The sequence below is a fragment of the Shewanella sp. Arc9-LZ genome (assembly GCF_010092445.1).
In the GTDB taxonomy this organism is placed as follows: Bacteria; Pseudomonadota; Gammaproteobacteria; order Enterobacterales; family Shewanellaceae; genus Shewanella.
Window position 1 is genome coordinate 454,427 of record NZ_CP048031.1, and the last position, 18,847, is coordinate 473,273.

Annotated in this window: 11 protein-coding genes; 6 read left to right on the plus strand and 5 right to left on the minus strand. The window is 42.5% G+C overall.

The annotated features are described in order from the left end of the window. Window positions 1–20: 20 nt before the first annotated feature. From GUY17_RS21265 to GUY17_RS02185, 4 genes are all read right to left on the minus strand, one after another. Complete coding sequence (locus GUY17_RS21265; RefSeq protein WP_101087315.1) at window positions 21–4,481, minus strand: EAL domain-containing protein; 4,461 nt, start codon at window positions 4,479–4,481, stop codon at window positions 21–23. 286 nt (window positions 4,482–4,767) lie between these two features. Further along, window positions 4,768–5,673 carry an acyltransferase gene (locus GUY17_RS02175; RefSeq protein WP_162022164.1) on the minus strand — a complete coding sequence of 302 codons (906 nt, stop codon included), beginning with the start codon at window positions 5,671–5,673 and terminating at the stop codon, window positions 4,768–4,770. Between the two features lie 6 nt (window positions 5,674–5,679). Then, window positions 5,680–6,576: an acyltransferase gene (locus tag GUY17_RS02180; RefSeq protein WP_101087271.1), complete on the minus strand. Its 897-nt coding sequence runs from the start codon at window positions 6,574–6,576 to the stop codon at window positions 5,680–5,682. 79 nt (window positions 6,577–6,655) lie between these two features. Next, window positions 6,656–8,179, minus strand: a complete 1,524-nt coding sequence (locus GUY17_RS02185) for a YifB family Mg chelatase-like AAA ATPase (protein WP_101087270.1) — start codon at window positions 8,177–8,179, stop codon at window positions 6,656–6,658. Between the two features lie 366 nt (window positions 8,180–8,545). Between GUY17_RS02185 and GUY17_RS02190 the strand changes: the two genes are divergently transcribed. After that, on the plus strand, window positions 8,546–9,853 hold the full coding sequence (locus tag GUY17_RS02190; RefSeq protein WP_101087269.1) for a hemolysin family protein: 1,308 nt from the start codon (window positions 8,546–8,548) through the stop codon (window positions 9,851–9,853). A gap of 32 nt (window positions 9,854–9,885) precedes the next feature. Here GUY17_RS02190 and ilvY read toward each other — a convergent pair whose 3' ends face one another. Further along, the gene (ilvY, locus tag GUY17_RS02195; protein ID WP_101087268.1) at window positions 9,886–10,758 is read right to left on the minus strand and encodes an HTH-type transcriptional activator IlvY; all 873 of its coding nucleotides are present in this window, start codon (window positions 10,756–10,758) and stop codon (window positions 9,886–9,888) included. Window positions 10,759–10,966: 208 nt separating this feature from the next. Here ilvY and ilvC point away from each other — a divergent pair, with 208 nt between their 5' ends. The 5 genes from ilvC to ilvA all read left to right on the plus strand — a co-directional run bounded on the left by ilvC (window position 10,967) and on the right by ilvA (window position 18,519). Then, on the plus strand, window positions 10,967–12,448 hold the full coding sequence (gene ilvC, locus GUY17_RS02200; RefSeq protein ID WP_162022165.1) for a ketol-acid reductoisomerase: 1,482 nt from the start codon (window positions 10,967–10,969) through the stop codon (window positions 12,446–12,448). A gap of 567 nt (window positions 12,449–13,015) precedes the next feature. Beyond that, window positions 13,016–14,701: an acetolactate synthase 2 catalytic subunit gene (gene ilvG, locus GUY17_RS02205; protein ID WP_162022166.1), complete on the plus strand. Its 1,686-nt coding sequence runs from the start codon at window positions 13,016–13,018 to the stop codon at window positions 14,699–14,701. Next, complete coding sequence (gene ilvM / locus GUY17_RS02210) at window positions 14,698–14,955, plus strand: acetolactate synthase 2 small subunit (protein WP_011635912.1); 258 nt, start codon at window positions 14,698–14,700, stop codon at window positions 14,953–14,955. The genes ilvG and ilvM overlap by 4 nt, the downstream gene beginning before the upstream one ends. A gap of 131 nt (window positions 14,956–15,086) precedes the next feature. After that, window positions 15,087–16,946, plus strand: coding sequence for a dihydroxy-acid dehydratase (gene ilvD, locus GUY17_RS02215; RefSeq protein ID WP_162022167.1), 1,860 nt, complete (start codon window positions 15,087–15,089; stop codon window positions 16,944–16,946). Window position 16,947: 1 nt separating this feature from the next. Next, on the plus strand, window positions 16,948–18,519 hold the full coding sequence (gene ilvA, locus GUY17_RS02220) for a threonine ammonia-lyase, biosynthetic (RefSeq protein ID WP_162022168.1): 1,572 nt from the start codon (window positions 16,948–16,950) through the stop codon (window positions 18,517–18,519). Window positions 18,520–18,847: the final 328 nt, after the last annotated feature.

An 18,847-nucleotide genomic window follows, 5' to 3' on the forward strand; every position in this document is an offset into this window, starting at 1 on the left:
AATGGAGCTTTTATTTTGCCTTATGAATGACTAATCTTAACTTTGTCTTGCGTTAATAATGCAAGGCAATTAACCGCACTCAGTGGTTTACTGAGCAAGAAGCCCTGTACTTGATCACACCCCCCCTCACGTAAGAAATTCAATTGCGCTTGGGTTTCAACACCTTCAGCAACAACGTTAAGCTCTAAACTGTGTGCCAAGGTTATAATGGCGCTAGTGATGGCAGCATCGTCAGGATCTTCAGTTATATCACGTACAAATTCACGATCAATCTTCAAGGTATCAATTGGGAAGCGTTTCAAATAGCTTAAGCTTGAGTATCCGGTACCAAAGTCATCAATCGCAATGGTTAAGCCTAATGCTTTGAGTTGCGATAGCACGGCAACGGAATCCTGTGGGTTACCCATAATCATCGATTCGGTTAATTCGAGTTCTAAGGCGCTTGCCGGTAATCCAGATACCGCTAATGCGACTTCTATGGTCGAAATGATATCGGCTTTCAATTGTCTGGCTGAAAGGTTAACGGCGACAGATATATGCTCAAAACCTTGTTGATGCCATTGCGCCAGTTGGTTACAGGCTTGTTGAATAGCCCATTGACCAATCTGATTGATGATGCCTGTTTCTTCCGCCAGCGGAATAAACTCAACCGGTGAAATAAAACCAAGTTCTGGGCTTTCCCAGCGCATTAACGCTTCCAGTCCGATAATTTTTTCAGTTTTTACATCGTATTTAGGTTGATAAACCAAATATAGCTCATTGTCTTGAATCGCTTTTTTAAGTCCGGCCTCTAACTGAACATGACGTGTAGCATATTGGTTTAATTGCTCGGTATAGAATTGGAAGTTATTGCGCCCCAGTGATTTTGCGTGATACATGGCGGTATCAGCATACTTAATCAATGAGGTGGTATCATCTGCATCTTCTGGGTACAAACTGATACCAATCGACGGTGATATAGTCAGTATTTTATCGTCAAGTAAAAAAGGTGTTTGAAAAGCGTGTAACACTTTTTCGGCAATAATGGTGGCGGCTTTCGTTTTGGCAACACCTTCTAAAATGATGGTAAATTCATCTCCGCCTAAGCGTGCAACGGTATCGCCATCTCGTACAGCATTTTGCAGGCGATGCGCGACGGCTTTAAGCAGTAAATCACCGATGTGGTGGCCCATTGAGTCATTGATATGTTTAAATCGGTCAAGATCTAAAAATAACAATGCTACGATGCTATTGGCACGGTGTGCTTTCGTCACGGCTTGGTTGAGCCTGTCCTGGAATAAAGTGCGGTTAGGCAGTCCGGTCAGTGGATCAAAGTTAGCCAATACTCGTAAATCTTCTTCGGCTTTTTTACGGGCAGTAATATCGGTGAACACCGCCACAAAGTGGCTCGTTTCACCTTTATTATCGATAACTTGGTTAATTTCTAGCCATGCAAGAATACCGCGACGGTTGCGGGTTCTAATGTGAATTTCACCGGCCCAATGTTTGTGTCTTAATAGCTGGGTTTCAACTGAGTTATAAAACTCGCGCGACTGCTTTCCCATGGTTAAAAACAAGAAATGCTTACCGACAACATCACGATGTTTAAAGCCAGTAATGCGACTAAAAGCTGGATTGATTGAGCGTATTTGATAGTCTAGTTCACCAACGACAACGGCTTCGTTCATACTAAACAAGACTTGCGATGATAGCTTGAGTTCGTTTTCTGTGATTTTTCGGCTAGTAATGTCTTTATGAGTTCCAGCCATTCGCACTGGAATATTATTGCCATCACGTTCAACAATTTGACCACGATCTAACACCCAAGCCCATTCTCCAGGTTTAGTTTCAACGCGATACTCTGCTTCAAAGAACTCACTTTCACCGTTAAGGTGATCGTTAAGCAGTTTTTGCACTCGTGGTCGGTCTTCTGGATCAATATTTTTATTCAATAACTGATCTTTTAACGAAAAACTCATCGGCTCGATCATGTTAGTTCGATAGACTTTATCGTCTTTAATGTTCCAATCCCACATACCATCGCCAGAAGCCCAAAGTGCCAGTTTTAGACGCTCTTCAGAGGCGCGAATACTGTTGTCAAATTCACGTTGCTTGGCCTGTTTTTTCTTTCGGGCATAAAAAAACCAAACAATAATTAATAATCCGACCGTAATATACAGAATATAAGCTGTGTTGCTCATATACATTGGTGGCACTACTGACACGTTCACATTAAGTGTGTATTGGCTGTATCTATTCGTCCCTAGCGCATGACGAACCACTAACTTGTATTCACCAGGTGGTAAGTTGGTATAGGTGATTTCGTTGCCATGGGATAATTCGCGCCAATCGTTGTCATAACCGTCTAAAAAGTAGCTAAAACGGCTTAATCCTGGGTAACTGAAATTGAGCGAGCCGACTTCAAAGCTGATGAGTTGTTGTTCATAAGGCATGATAATGCGCGGAGCATGGCTTAAGTCGCGAATAGGGTGTTGGGTTTCACCAATCGTGTATTTTGTCAGCGCCAGTTTGTTCTCAGACCTTTGGCTTGGAATAGTGCTTGGGTTAAATTGGTTAAGGCCTCGAATACCACCAAACCATAAGGTACCGTTAAGCTCTTTAAACTTAGCTGAACCATTAAATTCATTGGCTTGCAAACCTTCGAATTTATTATAAGAAATAAAGCTTTTATTACTCGGGGTAAAACGTGAAATACCCGAGTTAGTACTCAGCCATAAATCGTGTTTTTCGTCTTCTAAAATCGCATAAACTGTATTACTGCTTTTGTCTGCGTTGACGTCCATTCTTTCAAATTTAAACGTGCCGTATTCTATTGTTAGCTTGTCTATACCACCATGTGTAGCCACCCAAAAGTCGCCATTTTCTGCTAACAAAAAGTCTCTGACACGATTGTCACTCAGACTGTAAGGGTTTTCTGAATCATGGCTCAAAAAGTCTAGTTTTTGTGCTTCAGCTGAAAGCCTTACCACTCCGCCCATAGTGCCTAGCCATAAATAACCTTGGCTAAAATAAAGTTTAATAATTTGGTATTTGAATGGCGAAAAATCAGCTTGAAAGCCGAAGTTATAAGCCATCATGCGATTTGTATACTCAGAGATAAAATACAAACCTTGTGAGCTGGCTATCCATAAACGGTCTTTGTCATCAAAGGCTAAACTGCGGATTTGGGTATCGGCATAAAATTGTGCGTTTGCCGGTTTAATTTGCTGCAGGGTATTGCTCTTATCTAAGGTAAACAGCCCTACGTTGGTGGCAAACCATAGTAAACCTTGTTTATCTTGTTTAATGTCATGCACTATCAAGGATAATTGTTCTGTAGGTATCGCTAATGTTTTTGCAAATAAATCATTGATGTAATGATATTGGTTATCATCGGGGGCCAAATACTTAAGTCCAGCACCATCGGTGCCTATCCACAGGCGTTGCTGTGTGTCCCTGAAAATGACGCGGATCATGTTTGCCATGCCCGGAGCATTGGTTTGGTAGTCGTAAAAATGGCTAAAATATTGATGGCTGAGATTTAGTTTATCGATGCCCGAATAACCTGTACCAATCCATAGGGTGCCGTTTTGATCTAGCATTAGGCTTTGTAGTGTATTAGCACTGATGGAATTGAGTTTTTGCGGATCATGTTTATAAAGCGTGCTGTGCCACTTGCCACCCATAAAATCGAGTTTGAATAAACCGGTATTGTTGCCGATAGCAAAAATTTGATTGGCATTAACCACGATAAAATCAATTATCTTACGGTTATCGCCAAAACTATCATCATGCGACCATATCAGTTCTTTTTTATGGGTATCGAGATTGTAGCGCCAAATTTGGTTGTCGATGGCCAGCCAGACGGAATAAACAGAGCTGGATTTGATTTGGTTTACCGTCATATTGAGCGGGATATCAAGCCGAATAATAGTATTACTATCAATGGCAAATGTGCCATGTGATTGAGTGCCAACGACAATGTATTTATCGTCAATATTGGCAATGCTGGTAATATTGGGCGTGATATTATTGCCTAAACTGACGAGAATAATTTTTTCGGTTTTTAAAGATAGTATGTACAAACCCGAACGAGTACCTACCCATAAGGTATCGCCAATCACGGCAAGATGGGTTACCTGAAGTTCAGTTAAGCCTTGGGGTTGTTTAAACGCAGTAAACTCCCCTGTAGTAAGGTTAAATCGATTGAGTCCATTGTTGAAGGTGCCTATCCATAAATCGCCGTCAGGTGACTGCAAAATATCAGTAATTAAATTGCCTGAAATAGAGTTGGTATTTTTTGGCTGTTTTAAGTATAAATCAAACTCAACACCATTATAGCTGTGTAGACCGTCTTGAGTCCCTATCCAAAGCATTCCTGAGCTGTCCATAAACAGACGAGTAATCGAGTTTTGATTAAGGTCCCCTTCGGTACTGAAATGGTCAAATTTTACTTCGGTTAAGCTGTCATAAGGATCATTTTTTTGCGCTGAAACAGACACTGAAAAACTCAATGTTATGACTAAAATTAGCCAGTGTGTTAAAAGCGTGAATGCACGAAAATTCAAATTTCACCTATAAAAAATTTATTGGAAAGGCTGTGACAACTTTCAATTATATTAACAATAAAACCCGACATTAAGTCTTACACATTCAATTGTTAATTAATTTTATCAATTGAGTTATCGATAAACTCTTTTTCCTTATAAAACTGACAGTTTTACACCTCTAACGCAACAGAAAATCGTCATTTGTCGGTTTTATGACAGTTTAACCTCTTCAATGCAGTTACTGCTGTCGGTAAGCTTTTATTATGTCATCTATTTGCTGATCTTTTTCAAGCCAAAGCTGATTTAACCACCGCTGAAATTCGACACGAGTTTCTGGGCTTGAAAAGTAGACCTCTGAGTCCACTTTGGGTACTGGCAGAGTTTCAATACGGATCACCACTTTTTTAGTGCGTCCGTGCATCACATTCGCCAATACTTTTTCCGAGGTTTCAGGATAAACCAAGGTGATATTTAGCAGGCCGGTAAACTGTTCGCCCATTGCTGAGAGTGTAAAAGCTATCCCACTGGCTTTAGGACGTAATAAATGGCGATAAGGTGAATTCTGACGTAGTCGTTTTTCTTCGGTAAACCGACTGCCTTCAACATAATTAATAATCGATGTAGGCATGTCCTTAAAACGCTCGCAAGCTTTGCGGGTTGTTTGCAGATCTTTGCCTTTCAATTTAGGATTTTTTTTCAGTTTTGCTGCACTCGTACGATCCATAAACGGCATGTCGAGCGCCCAGCAACCTAAGCCCATTATTGGTACATATAATAGTTCTTTTTTTAAAAAGAACTTCAACATTGGAATATGGTTACGCAATAAATACGTTTGGGCTGCAATATCAAAGCCACTGACATGGTTACTGATCAGTAAATACCAACCGTTTGGGTCGAGTTTATCTAACCCTTTTACATCCCATTCAATGTTGGATATCAAATATAAAATACCGCCATTGCATGTGGCCCATGACCACATAAAACGGTTCATTATTCGCGTTAATAATCGGCGAGCAGGCAAGAACGGCAGTAATAATTTAGCCACACCGCCAATGGTTAATAATGAGCTCCATACAATGGTATTGATGATCAATAGCGTCAGACTGATAATAAACAGTATTGGACCAGGTAAAAAAGCCAGCATATTTTGTTAACCCTCTTGTTTTGCTTGTGACGCAAAATTTTGTAACTGCAGGTCTTTATCTAGCCAAAGTTGATTGAGCTGCTCTTGAAATTCAATTTTAAATTCGCGATCTTTTAGGTAATCACCACGCATACGCTGAGGAATATCAGTGATTTTAATGTCCACTCTTACCTCTGATAATCCACCACAAATATAGTGCCAATAAGTCGGTACGGTATCTGGATAATATATGGTGACATTAACCAGTTTATTAATGTGCTCTCCCATAGCGGATAATGCGAATGCCATTCCTCCAGCCTTAGGTTTTAGAAGGTGCTGAAAAGGCGAGCCTTGTTTATCATGTTTAGCTGCCGTAAAACGAGTGCCTTCAACAAAGTTCATAATACTCACAGGTTTCGTTTTAAATTTTTCACATGCTTTACGAGTAATCTCGATATCTTTACCTTTCAATTTAGGATTTTTTCGCAACTGTGATGTGCTGTAACGGCGCATAAATGGAAAGTCTAATGCCCACCAAGCGAGGCCAAGTACTGGGACAAAAATCAGTTCTTGTTTGAGGAAAAACTTTAAAAAGGGAATTTTGCGGTTAAATACTCGCTGTAAAATGAGGATGTCGACCCACGATTGATGGTTAGCAATAACCATGTACCATTCTTGTTCAGAAAAAGATTGGTCGCCAGTGACATTGATACGCATTGGATGAAAAATTGATTCTACTATCGTATTGACACTGATCCATGCAGTAGCGCAATTATCGAGAATATAACTACATATTTTTTGACAAATGCCAATCGGGATCAATTTTACAATACTGAACGCCAAGATAGGGATGGTCCAAAAAATGGTATTAAATAAATAGCATAAGAATGCAATTGAACCTTTGATTTTCGAAAGCAGCGACATTTTTCTCTCCTATTAAGCGGAGGGCTATGTTACTCGTAGTCGCAGTTTTGCTCAATCTATACGATAGGTTAAATTACGTTTATTGCTGATTCAATTTTGCCAGTAATCGATCCATGGCCCTATAACCAAGGGCTTGAGCTATGTGACTGCGCTCAGTTGTAGGGGATTGCTGTAAGTCGGCAATGGTACGAGATACCCGTTGAATCCGATGAAAACTACGTACAGACAATCCTAAGCTCACGACACTTTGTTCCAAAAAAGCGAGATCTGGTTGAGTTATAGCGCCATCTTGTTTGAGTTGTTTTGGGGTTAATTCACTGTTTAATACCCCAGCGCGGCTGAGTTGTAGATCGCGTGCTTGTTTGACTCGTTTAGCTATTTCAACGCTGGACTCACTGGGTTGGTGTTGTTGGGTTAAGGTGCCAGCAGGAAGTTTAGGAACATCTACGGTTAAATCGAAGCGGTCTAAAAACGGCCCAGATAAACGTGATAAGTAACGCTGAATTTGATCCGGGGTCGAACGTGCGCGCTCCGTATCACCACAAGGGCTTGGGTTCATTGCGGCAATGAGTTGAAATCGACTTAAGAAGGTCAATTTTGCTGCCGCACGTGAAATCTCAACTTGACCCGTTTCCAAAGGTTCTCGAAGACAATCTAGTACCTTTCGAGGAAACTCTGCTATTTCATCAAGAAATAATATTCCACGGTGCGCCAATGATATCTCACCTGGTTTGGGATGGCTGCCGCCGCCAATAAGTGCAATAGATGATGATGTATGATGCGGCGAGCGAAAAGGGCGGTTAAGGAAGTTTTGCGGTTGTACATGTAATCCGGCGACAGAATGAATCGCTGCCACTTCAATGGCTTCATCGTAAGTGAGCTTGGGCAGCAATGGAATAATTCGATTGGCTAACATACTTTTCCCCGTCCCTGGGGGGCCAATAAATAGCATGTTATGTCCTCCGGCTGCGGCGATTTCAAGCCCGTGTTTTGCCTGATATTGGCCAATAACATCGCTCATGCATAGCGATGATTGCACCAGAGGTTCTTCTTCAATCCACTCGGGTAAGGTATCGAGTAACGGTAATTGTGCTTGGCCATGTAGGAATGCCGCCAAGTTTTGCAAGTGAGCGACAAAATAACTGTGCTTATAGCCAACCAGCTCTGCTTCATGTCTATTTTCGATGGGCATAAAAAAATGGTGCTGATCATTACGTGCCGCAATAATGGCTGGCAATAATCCACTGCAAGGTCTAATTTGCCCAGAAAGAGCCAGCTCACCAACAAACTCGCATTGGTGTAACGCTTTAGCTGGAACTTGATTTGATGCGGCGAGAATACCGACTGCAATAGGCAAATCATAGCGGCCACCTTGTTTTGGTAAATCTGCTGGGGCTAGGTTGACGGTAATTCTTTTTTGAGGGAATTCAAATCCCGCATTAATCAACGCACTTCTGACACGCTCTTTGGCTTCTTTGACAGAAGTTTCTGGCAGTCCGACTAGATTAAATGCGGGTAAACCGTTGCTTAAATGAACTTCAACAGTGACTCTTGGCGCTTCTACACCACAACTTGCTCGAGTAAATACACAGGCTATCGCCATCAACAATTCCTTTTGTTTGAATAATATACAAATGAAGAGGTGGTTACAGTTTAGCAGTGATGTTTTTTTTTGCGTGATAAAGGCTAAATAAGTGAGATAAAGTTGTGCTTGTAAGCTAGTTTAAATGACTGATGTTGAGTAGAATACCGTCGCTTTATCGTTCACAAGGACCGATTATAAATAGGTCTGTTGTCGTGAAACACTATAATGATATTCCATCACTCGTTATTTCTATCTGTATTGAATCATTAGCCTTATTAATTTGAATGTTAATAAATGGCTGAGGTCTTGCAGTTGCCCATTTTGCAACAAAGATATGTACATACATTCCTGATATTTTGGCTAGTATTCAGGTAAAGGTAAACTATGAGCCTCTCTGATAATTTATTGATCATCTTGTGCCTGATCGGCATTAGTTGTTTTTTTTCTATGTCTGAAATTGCCCTCGCGGCATCACGAAAAATGCGTTTGCAATTAATGGCTGATGAGGGCGATTTACGTGCCGCAAAAGTGCTTAAACTTCAGGCGCATCCAGGCAGTTTTTTTACCGTGGTACAAATCGGACTCAATGCGGTCGCGATTATGGGCGGTATTGTGGGTGAATCAGCCTTTAGACCTCATTTTGAACAATTACTGTTGCCTTTATTGGGCAATGAGTGGGGTTTACAGCTGAGTTTTGTTTGTTCATTTGTGACGGTCACTTCATTGTTTATTTTATTTGCTGATTTGATGCCTAAACGAATTGCTATGGTGATCCCAGAGCAAGTTGCGGTCACTTTTGTAATGCCAATTATTTTGTGCATTAAAGTATTAAAGCCGTTTGTGTGGATTTTTAATGGTTTGGCCAATGCAATTTTTAAATTGTTGCAAGTGCCTACAGCACGTAACGACCAAGTCACCCATGATGATATTTACGCCATGATGACAGCCGGTACTGAAGCTGGGGTGATGGATAAAGGCGAACAACAAATGATGGAAAACGTGTTTGAAATGCAGTCGGTGTCGGTGACCTCTGCAATGACAGCACGTGAAAGTTTAGTGTATTTTTTACTGCAAGACAGCGAAGAAGACATCAAACAGAAAATTGCTAAAAACCCGCATAACAAATTTTTAGTTTGTGATGGTCAACTGGATATGATCAAAGGTTTTGTTGATGCAAAAGAGTTACTGATTAGGGTAATTAACGGCGAGAACATCACCTTAAAAGGCAGTACGTTAGTGCATAACTGCCTCATCATTCCAGATACGTTAACCTTGTCTGAGTCGATGGAATATTTTAAGAATAATCGTTCCGACTTTGCGGTGGTGATGAACGAATATGCTTTGGTTGTTGGCATAGTTACCACCAATGATTTACAAAGTGCCGTTATGGGCGCGTGGTCATTACATGAAAGTGAAGAACAAATTGTTGCCCGTGATGGTAACTCTTGGTTAGTCGATGGGGTTACACCGATTACTGATGTCATGCGAGCATTTAATATTGAAGTGTTTCCGCATAATCAAAATTACGAAACCATTGCTGGTTTTATGATGTATATGTTGCGCAAAATCCCCAAACGTACTGACTTTGTCAATTATGCAGGTTACAAATTTGAGGTAGTCGATATTGACTCATACAAAGTCGACCAACTACTGGTTACTCGGTTAGATATTGAGATGCCGCCACTGCCTTAAGTCAATTAGCTTAAACAATCTACACGGCACCATTAAATGATGTCTAAGAACGCACTAATGATTGGATCATTGGTGCGTTTTTCTTTGCAGCAACAGCCTAATTCAAATGGCGGGATCGGGATTGGCGAAGCTAAGGTTTGGATGCGATCGCGTACCGGACTATTGTGGATCACCGCTTCTGGACTAATACCAACACCACAGCCGAGCGCGACCATAGAGACAATCGCCTCCTGACCAGAGACTTGGGCATAAATATTGGGTTTTATGCCCATTTGCTTAAACCATAAATCAATCCTTTTTCTGCCGGGACCATGGTCCGGTACGATATAGGGCAGTTTAGCCCAGTCAATTTTTGGCTGGTTTACCCATTGCTGAACTTGGCATTGTATTGTGGGCGCAATGACGGAAATCGGTACTTTATCAATCGGAGTAAAATGCAAGCTACTTGGAAACGCCTCCGGTAATGCAATAATCGCGATATCGGCGCGATTTTTTTGAATTTGGTTGACCGCATTGGCTGGATCTCCCGTGTTGAGATTGATATCGACATGGGGATGCTCACGTCTAAACCGATCTAACAGTGCCGGTAAATGGCTATAAGCTGCGGTAACTGAACAGTACAAATTAAGATTGCCATGTAAAAACTGTTGGCTTGGGTCAATTCGACTGCGCAGCTGGGTCCATTCCGATAATGTTTGCTCTGCAAAACGTTTAAATTCAACGCCTGCATGGGTAATCGTGACGCTTCGATTGTCTCGGTCAAATAATTTACTGCCCAGTTCCTCTTCTAACCGCTGCAACGCACGGCTTAAGGTTGACGGACTAACATGCGATTGCTCCGCCGTTTTGGCAAAATGCAGGCTATCGCATAAGTGTAAATACATTTTAAGTGAACGGATATCCATCACAGCACCTTCAAGCACGCATTAAGTTGAGTGTAAGTTAAATATTAGGTTAAGCATTCCATGTTGCATTAATTGCAACGTCATGTCCCGAATATATCATTTTAAGCAATCATATGCATGCGCTATAGTGACTTCAATCACAACGCTTAAGGTCGCTGACTTATAAGATGTTGAGTCCCAAATTACTAAATTTTATAGGTGGTATCAGATGGCTAACTATTTTAACTCTCTGAATTTACGTCAACAATTAGCTCAACTAGCACAATGCCGCTTTATGGACCGTACTGAATTCAGTGACGGTTGCCAATATATTAAAGATTGGAATATCGTGATTTTAGGTTGTGGCGCCCAAGGTCTTAACCAAGGTTTAAACATGCGTGACTCAGGCCTGAATATTTCTTTTGCCTTACGTCCGCAAGCTATTGCTGAAAAGCGTGCATCGTGGCAAAAAGCCACCGATAACGGCTTTAAAGTCGGCACCTTTGAAGAGCTTATTCCTGCGGCTGATTTAGTGTTAAACCTTACACCAGACAAGCAACACACTAATGTTGTAAACGCGGTTATGCCATTAATGAAGCAAGGTGCTACGTTATCTTATTCGCATGGTTTCAATATCGTTGAAGAAGGCATGCAAGTTCGTCCTGATATTACTGTGGTTATGGTTGCACCAAAATGTCCAGCGACGGAAGTTCGTGAAGAATACAAGCGTGGATTTGGTGTGCCAACATTGATTGCAGTGCATCCAGAAAATGATCCAAATGGTGATGGCTTAGCGATTGCTAAAGCTTACGCAAGTGCTACTGGTGGCGACCGCGCCGGTGTATTAATGTCATCGTTTGTGGCTGAAGTTAAGTCAGATTTGATGGGCGAGCAGACCATTTTGTGTGGCATGTTACAAACGGGTGCCATTTTAGGTTATGAGAAAATGGTCGCTGATGGTGTTGAACCTGGTTATGCCGGCAAGTTAATTCAGCAAGGTTGGGAGACTGTTACCGAAGCACTTAAGCACGGCGGCATTACCAACATGATGGATCGCTTATCAAACCCAGCTAAAATCAAAGCATTTGATATGGCTGAAGAGTTGAAAGTTATCCTTAAGCCATTATTTGAAAAGCACATGGACGACATTATCAGCGGTGAGTTTTCTCGCACTATGATGGAAGATTGGGCTAATGATGACACCAACTTGTTACGTTGGAGAGCGGAAACCAACGAAACCGCATTTGAAAATGCGCCAGTGTCAGCTGAACATATCGATGAACAAACCTATTTCGACAAAGGTATTTTCTTGGTGGCAATGATCAAAGCGGGTGTTGAACTGGCGTTTGATACCATGGTTGCCGCAGGTATTGTTGAAGAGTCGGCTTATTATGAATCGCTACATGAAACACCATTGATTGCCAACACTATTGCGCGTAAGCGTTTATATGAAATGAACGTGGTTATCTCGGATACGGCTGAATACGGTTGTTACTTATTCAACCATGCAGCAGTACCAATGTTACGTGATTATGTTAACGCTATGTCATCAGAGTACTTAGGTGCTGGGCTTAAAGACCAAGCAACAGGTGTTGATAACCTTCGCTTAATCGACGTCAATGAACAAATTCGTAATACAGAGGTTGAGTATATCGGCGCTGAGTTACGTGGTTACATGACCGATATGAAAAGTATTGTTGAAGCGAGCTAACGTATAAGGTCACTGGTGAAGTACCTGTTCAGTGTTTTTTGCAACATGTTTATGTTGTCGTTGTCGGACAGGCATCAATCGAAACGTCCTAATGTTATTGATTAGGACGCTGAAAAAACAAATTGTTAGATTGAGTTCTAATTATTTATTCGTTGAACTCATGCGTTAAGTTTTTGTTGTTGTTTGCATTGTCTCGGCAGGGAAGCTGAATTTTTTTTATAATGGCAATTTTTTAGTTGTGCTGGATAAATCTTTTATGGTATTTGTTAGTTATAGCGTAACGTTATTTGAACATAACCAAACGAATTAATACTAGAAACTTAGGATACAGTCTAAAACATGTTAAACCACACAGCCATTCTCATTCTCGAAATTATTACCGTAGTGATTATTAAGTCACAGCGGGGGTGGCGTTTTGGCAACTAGACTGACCTAAGAGTCAAACAGATTGCAAAAACCCCCGCTCCGAAAGGACCGGGGGTTTTTTAGTTTTAGGCTTAAGTAAAACCAAAGACCCAATATTACACAGTAGAGCAGCAGAACCATTGACGAAGTAGAGAGCAACATATGGAAGCAGGACAGAAAATGCGCGGCGCGGATGCAGTAATCAAAGTGCTAGCAGCACATGGTGTGACAACCGTATTTGGTTATCCTGGTGGGGCGATTATGCCAATCTATGATGCCCTTTATGGTGGTCCTGTAGAGCACTTGCTTAGCCGTCATGAACAAGGTGCCGCGTTTGCTGCCGTGGGATATGCCCGTGCTAGTGGTAAAACCGGGGTGTGCTTTGCAACATCAGGCCCAGGGGCCACTAACCTAATCACCTCACTTGCCGACGCTTTACTTGACTCGGTTCCACTAGTTGCCATAACGGGCCAAGTGTCTACTAGTGTTATCGGTACCGATGCATTCCAAGAGATAGATGTATTAGGTATGTCGTTGTCATGCACCAAACACAGTTTTATGGTCACCGACATCAATGAGCTTATTCCCACCTTATATCGCGCTTTTGAAATTGCAGCAGAAGGACGTCCTGGTCCGGTTTTAGTTGATATTCCCAAAGACATTCAACTTGCAGCATTAGAATACAAAACCCCCCTTCAAAGTGTTAATGATGAATTACAGCCTCTGGTGACTGACTTAGATGCGGCAGCGGAATTAATTAAGCACGCTAAGAAGCCTATGTTGTATGTTGGTGGTGGTGTGGGTATGGCTGGCGCAGTTGCGCAGTTGCGTCAGTTTATCGACACCACAGGCATTCCATCAGTGGCAACGTTAAAGGGTTTGGGCAGTATTGCACATGGCACTAAAGGTTATTTAGGCATGTTGGGTATGCATGGTGGCAAAGGGGCAAACCTTGCTGTGCAAGAATGTGATTTATTGATGGTAGTAGGCGCGCGTTTTGATGACCGCGTTACCGGTCGGCTTGCGAGTTTTGCCAGTAATGCCAAAGTATTGCATTTAGACATCGATGCCGCCGAAATCGGTAAGTTACGTCAAGCTGACGTGGCGATAGCTGCTGAACTTAGCATAGTGTTACCTGCATTAACGGCCGCCGTTACTGGCAAACTGGATATTGCTCAATGGCAAGCCGATGTTGAGGAGTTATCCCGTAAGCACCAATGGAATTACCAACATCCAGGTGATTTAATTTATGCGCCAGCGATGTTACGCCGTTTAGCTAATAAACTACCAGAAGACAGTGTTGTTGCTTGTGATGTCGGCCAGCATCAAATGTGGGTCGCGCAGCACATGTGGTTCCGCCGTCCTGAGGATCATTTATCCAGCGCTGGCTTAGGCACTATGGGTTTCGGCTTACCTGCCGCTATTGGCGCACAAGTTGCCCGACCTGATGCGACAGTGGTCACGGTCTCTGGTGATGGTTCGTTTATGATGAATGTTCAAGAATTGACCACCATTAAGCGTCGTAAATTGCCGGTAAAAATCTTACTGATTGATAATCAAAAACTGGGTATGGTTAAGCAATGGCAACAGTTATTTTTTGAAGAACGTTACAGTGAAACAGATTTATCTGACAATCCTAACTTTGTCCTGATGGCATCGGCGTTTGATATTCCAGGTCGAACGATAACGCGAGCGGATCAAGTCGAACAAGGGTTAGATGATATGTTGAATAGTAGCGGTCCTTTTATGTTACATGTGTCGATTGATGATGCTTTTAATGTATGGCCTCTAGTGCCACCGGGTGCGAGTAATAGTGAAATGATGGATCAAATGGAGAAGCAAACATGATGCATGCATTAGAAATAACCGTTCAACAACGTCCCGAAGTACTGGAACGCGTTCTACGTGTTACTCGCCATCGTGGTTTTAAAGTCACCCAAATGCAGGTTCGCATTAATGAAGACGCCAGTATGGCGGTCGACTTATGGGTTGAGGCCGAACGTGCCATTGAATTGCTCAGCAACCAGTTAGATAAATTAATTGATGTCACGCACTGTAAAGTGCTATCGGCGGCACCATTAAACCAAGTCGCCAACGGCTAGAGTTTACGATTAAATCCAGCACGATTTAGTTAGAGACTATTTAGTTAGAGATTGTGTAGTTAGAGATTATTTTAGTCGTTATAAGGTGAATAAACCGATAACGCGATCCACATTAAACAAGGATATTAGCAATGCCAAAATTACGTTCAGCAACCAGCACCGAAGGCCGCAACATGGCAGGCGCCCGCGCACTATGGCGTGCCACTGGCGTGAAAGAAAATGATTTTGGTAAACCAATCATCGCGATAGCCAATTCGTTCACTCAGTTTGTACCTGGGCATGTGCATTTAAAGAATATGGGATCATTGGTTGCAGGTGCCATTGAAGAAGCAGGTGGCATTGCCAAAGAATTTAATACCATTGCCGTAGATGACGGTATTGCTATGGGCCATGGCGGCATGCTGTATAGCTTACCGTCACGCGAGTTAATTGCAGACAGTGTTGAATACATGGTGAATGCGCATTGTGCAGATGCATTAGTGTGTATTTCTAACTGCGACAAAATTACTCCTGGCATGTTAATGGCAGCGCTACGGTTAAATATTCCGGTGGTATTTGTATCCGGTGGACCAATGGAAGCGGGTAAAACCAAGCTATCTGATCAAATTATTAAGCTTGATTTAGTTGATGCCATGATCGCCGGTGCAGACTCTAATGTCAGTGACGAAGACAGTAAGCAAATCGAACGCAGTGCTTGCCCTACTTGTGGCTCATGCTCGGGCATGTTTACTGCTAATTCGATGAACTGTTTAACCGAAGCCTTAGGCTTATCGTTACCGGGTAACGGTTCCATGCTCGCAACTCATGAAGACCGTCGTGAATTATTTTTAGAAGCGGGTCGTCGCGTGATGATGTTGGCTGAACGTTATTACAAGCATGACGATGAAACGGCATTGCCACGTAATATTGCGTCATTTAAATCATTTGAAAATGCCATGGTACTTGATGTTGCCATGGGCGGTTCATCTAATACAGTGTTGCATTTAGTGGCTGCCGCGCAAGAGGCGGAAATTGACTTTACTATGGCCGATATTGATCGCATATCGCGCTTAGTGCCTCATCTATGTAAAGTTGCACCATCAACGCCTAAATATCATATGGAAGATGTTCACCGTGCTGGTGGGGTGATGGGTATTTTAGGCGAGTTAGATAGAGCAGGTTTAATCCATAACGATGTACCGCATGTGGCCGCAGACAATGGCGGCGATTTAAAATCAGTTTTAGCTAAATACGACATTAAACAAACTAACGACCCAGCTGTGATCCGCTTTTTTAGTGCCGGCCCTGCTGGTATTCCAACCACTAAAGCATTTAGCCAAAATTGCCGTTGGGACAGTGTTGATGACGACCGTGAAAATGGTTGTATTCGCTCGCGTGAGTTTGCCTTTAGTCAAGAAGGTGGCTTAGCGGTATTGTCAGGTAATGTGGCCGTTGATGGCTGTATTGTCAAAACGGCAGGGGTTGATGAGTCTAATTTAACTTTTGTTGGTAGTGCTCGCGTGTACGAAAGCCAAGATGATGCGGTAGCCGGTATTTTAGGCGGCGAAGTGGTTGAAGGTGATGTGGTTGTTATTCGCTACGAAGGCCCAAAAGGTGGCCCTGGTATGCAAGAAATGCTGTATCCAACAACCTATTTGAAATCGCGTGGGTTAGGCGCTAAATGTGCGTTAATTACCGATGGTCGTTTTTCGGGTGGTACTTCTGGTTTGTCTATTGGCCATGTGTCACCAGAAGCAGCATCAGGTGGCACTATTGCACTGATCGAAAACGGCGATCAAATTGCGATCGATATTCCCAAGCGCAGCATTCAATTAAATGTTAGTGAAGCAGAGCTGACTCAGCGTCGCACAGCCATGGATGCTAAAGGCCCGTTAGGTTGGAAGCCGGTGTCTCGTGAGCGTTATGTGTCATTAGCCCTTAAAGCTTATGCATTATTGGCAACCAGTGCTGATAAAGGTGCTGTACGCGATCGCACTAAGCTGGAGGGGTAATATGTTGGCTTTGGCGTCTCAAACTCAATTAGATTTAGCGCATTATTATTTACAGAAAATTTTGCTATCGTCTGTGTATGATGTGGCTAAAGTGACGCCATTGTCGAGCATGAATAAATTGTCTGCTCGCTTTGGTTGTCAGGTGTATTTAAAGCGTGAAGATATGCAACCTGTGCATTCATTTAAAATACGTGGTGCCTACAACCGTATAGCAGCGTTAACTCAAGATGAGTGTGATAGAGGTGTGGTGTGTGCATCGGCGGGCAATCACGCTCAAGGGGTAGCGATGTCTGCTGCCAGTCGCGGTATTGATGCCGTAATTGTAATGCCTAGTACCACGCCAGATATTAAGATTGATGCTGTGAAACGCTTAGGTGGCAATGTGGTGCTTCATGGGCAGGCGTTTGATCAAGCCAATGACTATGCAAAGAATCTGTCGGTAACAGAAGGGCGTGTTTATATCGCTCCTTTTGATGATGAAGCGGTTATTGCGGGGCAAGGCACTATTGCGCAAGAAATGGTCCAGCAGCAACGCGATATCGAAATCGTGTTTGTGCCCGTTGGCGGTGGTGGCTTAATTGCCGGTATTGCGGCTTATTATAAAGCGGTAATGCCACAAGTGAGGATCATTGGAGTCGAACCCGAAGATGCAGCATGTTTAAAGGCGGCATTAGAAGCCGATGAACCAGTGACACTGGCTCAAGTCGGTTTGTTTGCTGACGGCGTAGCGGTTAAACGCATTGGTACAGAGCCATTTCGCTTAGCGCGTGAATACGTTGATGAAGTGGTTACTGTTACTTCTGATGAAATTTGTGCGGCAGTAAAAGATATTTTTGAAGATACCCGAGCGATAGCTGAACCTGCAGGGGCCTTGTCGATTGCTGGGCTTAAAAAATACATGGCCCAACAAGGTGACTCCATTAATGCACCGAAAAAAGTCGCGGCAATATTGAGTGGCGCCAATGTGAATTTTCATAGTTTACGTTATGTGTCTGAACGCTGTGAATTAGCTGAGCAAAAAGAAGCGGTACTAGCGGTAAAAATCCCTGAAAAGCCTGGCAGCTTTTTACGTTTTTGCGAGTTACTCGATAAACGGGTGATGACCGAATTTAACTATCGCTTTAGTAGCCGTGACATTGCGGTGGTATTTGCCGGCATTCGTCTTACCGGTGGCCAAGCAGAGCTAAGCGAAATTATCGCTAAACTTGAGTCTGAAGGCTTTGAAGTTCAAGATTTATCCCAAGATGAAACCGCTAAATTACATGTGCGTTATATGGTCGGTGGTCACCCACTTGAGCCACTAGAAGAGCGCTTGTTTAGTTTTGAATTTCCTGAGCATCCAGGGGCATTGTTGAAGTTTTTAACCACTTTACAGAGTAAATGGAATATCAGTTTATTTCATTACCGCAACCATGGGGCAGCCTTTGGCAGGGTGTTAACTGGGTTTGAAGTTCCGGCTAAAGACGACGTGGCATTTGCACAGTTTTTAACGGAGTTAGGTTTCGTTTATCAAGAAGAAACCCACAGTCCGGCATATCAGTTATTTTTATATAGCGCTAAAGCAAAATCGTAAGCCATTTTTAACTAACCTGATCTCGGGATAAGAGACCAAGATATGATAATAAAGATCATAAACTTAGACGTTTATCACTATCAAACTTGTCATTTGTTTTACTAACAAGGCGAATAGACGCGTCAATAGCGGGTCTATTGCAAATTAATTCAACACCGTTAGCAAGGCAAAGGGCTGTTTGAGAGGCGTTTGTTATCCCTAGTTCAGGTTAACGACCATTCTGAGGTGATTTAGTGCTTCAATGTGGTATTGTCAGTTTGCCTAAAACGAAAAAATATTCGTAGGTTTGTAGAAACTATTACCAACGACCACTAATAAATTGATGTTA

Bases quoted from the DNA above. Each gene is read 5' to 3' on its own strand.
- GUY17_RS02175 (WP_162022164.1), bottom strand. From the start codon at position 5,673: ATGCTGGCTTTTTTACCTGGTCCAATACTGTTTATTATCAGTCTGACG.
- GUY17_RS02180 (WP_101087271.1), bottom strand. From the start codon at position 6,576: ATGTCGCTGCTTTCGAAAATCAAAGGTTCAATTGCATTCTTATGCTAT.
- GUY17_RS02185 (WP_101087270.1), bottom strand. From the start codon at position 8,179: ATGGCGATAGCCTGTGTATTTACTCGAGCAAGTTGTGGTGTAGAAGCG.
- GUY17_RS02190 (WP_101087269.1), top strand. From the start codon at position 8,546: ATGAGCCTCTCTGATAATTTATTGATCATCTTGTGCCTGATCGGCATT.
- ilvY (WP_101087268.1), bottom strand. From the start codon at position 10,758: ATGGATATCCGTTCACTTAAAATGTATTTACACTTATGCGATAGCCTG.
- ilvC (WP_162022165.1), top strand. From the start codon at position 10,967: ATGGCTAACTATTTTAACTCTCTGAATTTACGTCAACAATTAGCTCAA.
- ilvG (WP_162022166.1), top strand. From the start codon at position 13,016: ATGGAAGCAGGACAGAAAATGCGCGGCGCGGATGCAGTAATCAAAGTG.
- ilvM (WP_011635912.1), top strand. From the start codon at position 14,698: ATGATGCATGCATTAGAAATAACCGTTCAACAACGTCCCGAAGTACTG.
- ilvD (WP_162022167.1), top strand. From the start codon at position 15,087: ATGCCAAAATTACGTTCAGCAACCAGCACCGAAGGCCGCAACATGGCA.
- ilvA (WP_162022168.1), top strand. From the start codon at position 16,948: ATGTTGGCTTTGGCGTCTCAAACTCAATTAGATTTAGCGCATTATTAT.